Annotated in this window: 3 protein-coding genes; 1 reads left to right on the top strand and 2 read right to left on the bottom strand. The window is 48.7% G+C overall.

The features are described from left to right. The coding region (glnD, locus tag KDK16_RS01135; protein WP_257274303.1) for a [protein-PII] uridylyltransferase at nt 1-1,534 on the bottom strand (1,534 nt) is incomplete at its 3' end. A gap of 90 nt (nt 1,535-1,624) precedes the next feature. Continuing rightward, nucleotides 1,625-2,425, bottom strand: a complete 801-nt coding sequence (gene map / locus KDK16_RS01130; RefSeq protein ID WP_257274302.1) for a type I methionyl aminopeptidase — start codon at nt 2,423-2,425, stop codon at nt 1,625-1,627. Nucleotides 2,426-2,863: 438 nt separating this feature from the next. On the opposite strand from map, the gene rpsB reads away from it, so the two are divergent. Continuing rightward, on the top strand, nt 2,864-3,105 hold a 242-nt coding region (gene rpsB / locus KDK16_RS01125), incomplete at its 3' end, for a 30S ribosomal protein S2 (RefSeq protein WP_257274301.1).

Below are 3,105 nucleotides of genomic sequence, written 5' to 3'. Positions count from 1 at the left end.
GTCCGGCAACATAGAGCAGTTCGGGTTTTTTTATGTCATGGATGATTCGAGAAGCAATAGGGTATCGTTGCTTGTTTTCTTCGTAACGAAAGCTGCGCAGATGCTTTATCAGTAATAGCGTATGAGCGTCGACTGTGTAGGTGTGGAACAGGTCGAATTGCATCTGTCCGATTATGCGGCCAAACTCTGGCAGGTAGCGGCCAAGGATCCCAAAACGGGCCATTCTTCTCAAGCTGATAGTCAATCCGTAGGGTGCCTGCAAAAGCTGAAGGAATAATTTTGCACATCTGGGATCTTTTCTAAACTGGCTGTCAACAGTGTGACGAATATCGCGCAGTAACCGGATGGTTTCAGCCCTTGGGCCAAGAATATCCGGGTCTCGGGTCATCAGGACAAACATTTCCAGAATAGCCGGCGGGTGATCAGCGAATACCCGGTCATGGGTGACTTCAATATACTGATTATGTATCTGGAATCGCTCATTGATCGGGGTTATCGTCTGCGGTTTGTCTGCATTCAGGATCTTGTCATCAAAATGTTGGAGGATCAGGTCTTTGAACTGGCCAACGATTAGAACCGTGCGGAAGTAGCTTTGCATGAATTGTTCAACCGCCAGTGAGCCCGGGTGGTCCTGGTAACCAAACTGTTCAGCCAGTGATCGCTGATGGTCAAACAGAAGTCTGTCTTCGCCCCGGCCCGTGAGTGTATGCAACGCCCAGCGTATTTTCCAAAGGAACGCCCGGCAGCGGATCAGTTGTTCGTATTCAGCTTCCGTCAGAAAATTCAGGGCCATAAGCTTGATGGGGTCCTGAGTACCGAAATGACGTCTTGCCGTCCAGCCCAGCATGTGCAGATCACGGATGCCGCCGGGTGAGCCTTTTATGTTAGGTTCCAGACTGTAGGCGGTATCAGCGTACTTTTTATGCCGGGCTTTCTGTTCGTCAAATTTGGCCTGAAGGTATTGATTACTGGGCCACATGTGGTGGATGTCGATCTTCTCCTGGAGTTCTTTATTCAGGTTTTCAGGATCGGACAGGGGGCGAGCTTCCATGAGGTTGGTGATGATCGTCAGGTCACTTCTGGCCTGTTCAGTGCATTCTCTTACGGATCGGACGCTGGAACCTACTTTTAAGCCGATGTCCCACAAAGTTGTTAGAAAAGCTTCGATTTCAGACTGATGGATCTGGTACTCGTCACTCTCCAGAAGAATCAGAATGTCGATATCGGAACCGGGGTGAAGCTCGCCGCGGCCATAACCCCCAACAGCGAGCAGGCTGATGTGTTCAGAATCGTCCCAGGCAGACTGTTCCCACGCTGTGATAAGAATCTGGTCTATGAGCCAGGTGTGGCTGTATACCAGCTGATCAATATTGACTTCTTTACTGAACCATTGGTTCAGCGTTTCCCTGCCAGACTGAATAGTGTTTTTGTAAAGAGGGATGGAGGGTTGGTTGCTCAGAGCGGCAACAAATGCGTCTTTATCAAACAGTTGGGCTTTAAACTGGTCGGGAATCTGTGGGCTTGCGTGATTCATAATAGGTCCTGGCACTCCGTCGCTAATAAAACCGGCCCGCACTCTTTATAGATGAGATTTTATTGATAAGATGAGCGAGCCATTCAGGGATCAAAAGGGAAGCGTCTCTTCACTTCTGAGAGTCAGTATTTCGACGCCGTCAGCGGTAACAAGAATGGTGTGCTCCCACTGGGCAGAAGGGCGACGGTCCTTGGTGACCGCAGTCCATCCATCTCCCAGGAGTTTGGTAAACTTCTTACCAGCATTGATCATAGGTTCAATGGTGAATGTCATGCCTTCCTGCAGAACGCAGTCGTTATGATCGCCATAGCCGTCATAATGAAGGACTTGAGGGTCTTCGTGGAAGACTCTGCCGATACCGTGGCCGCAATACTCTTCAACTACTGAATAGTGATTGGCGTGAGCATGCCGGGCGATCACCCGACCAATATCACTTAACTTGACACCGGGCCTAACGATTTCAATGCCCTTGTAAAGACATTCCTGAGTGACTTTGACCAGTTTTTCAGCAAAAGGTTGCGAACTGCCTACCAGAAACATCTTGCTGGTGTCACCGTGATAACCGTCTTTGATGACAGTGATGTCGATGTTGAGCATGTCGCCATTTTTCAGGGTTTTCTTGTCGTTGGGGATGCCGTGACAGACAACGTGGTTAAGGGAGGTGCAAATCGATTTTGGAAAGCCGGGGCGGCCGGGAGCTGCACCATAGTTCAAGGGTGCCGGGATAGCCTGCTGTTCATTAACGATGTAGTCGTGACAGATACGATCAAGTTCACCAGTAGTAATGCCGGGTTTCACATGGGGAGTGATCATCTCCAGTACATCAGCAGCAAGCTTGCCGGCGATGCGCATTTTTTCAATATCTTCAGAGGTTTTGATCGTAACTTTCATTTCAAATGTTCTTTGTAGGGCGCGGGAAATACCGAGAGTGCTTTGCAGCGAGTGACCTTATGACGACAGAATAATAGGGTCGTTTTTCGCTCATGGCGGTTTACTTAAGCAGCTTTCCCGGGGCTTTACGGATTCACTTGCTGGAATTCTAACAGAAAAGAAGGGAGAGTTGGCTATCGTAAAGTAGAACCGGTTTCCATGGAGTTGATGAATCTTCCTTCTAAGAAGTCTTCTGGCTATGAATCAACATTCGATTGTGGTATAAAACTGCGTCCTCGTGTTCAGGGTTGCCTGACTGCGAGGTTTTTATTTATTTTGTAACCAGAACTCACATACACCGACACATGATTCAGGGTGCCCTGGCTATCAGCGAAAGCTGATCATTGGGTCGAACTCATGGGGTGTGTGGAGGCCTAACCCTGTAACAGGAGATTTCTCATGGCTCAAGTCACCATGCGTGACATGCTCAAGGCGGGTGTGCATTTTGGTCACCAGACTCGTTTCTGGAACCCAAAGATGAACAAATTCATCTTTGGTGCTCGCAACAAGATTCATATCATTAACCTTGAGCACACCATGCCTGCCTTCAATGAAGCGATGAGCTTCATTCGCAAGCTTGCCGAAGGTAAGAACAAGATTCTTTTTGTTGGTACCAAGCGCGCTGCCGGTAAAATCATCCG

It is taken from the genome of Endozoicomonas sp. SESOKO4, assembly GCF_024606275.1.
Note: the sequence above shows the minus strand (reverse complement) of the source record. Positions and strands in the feature narration are given on the sequence as shown.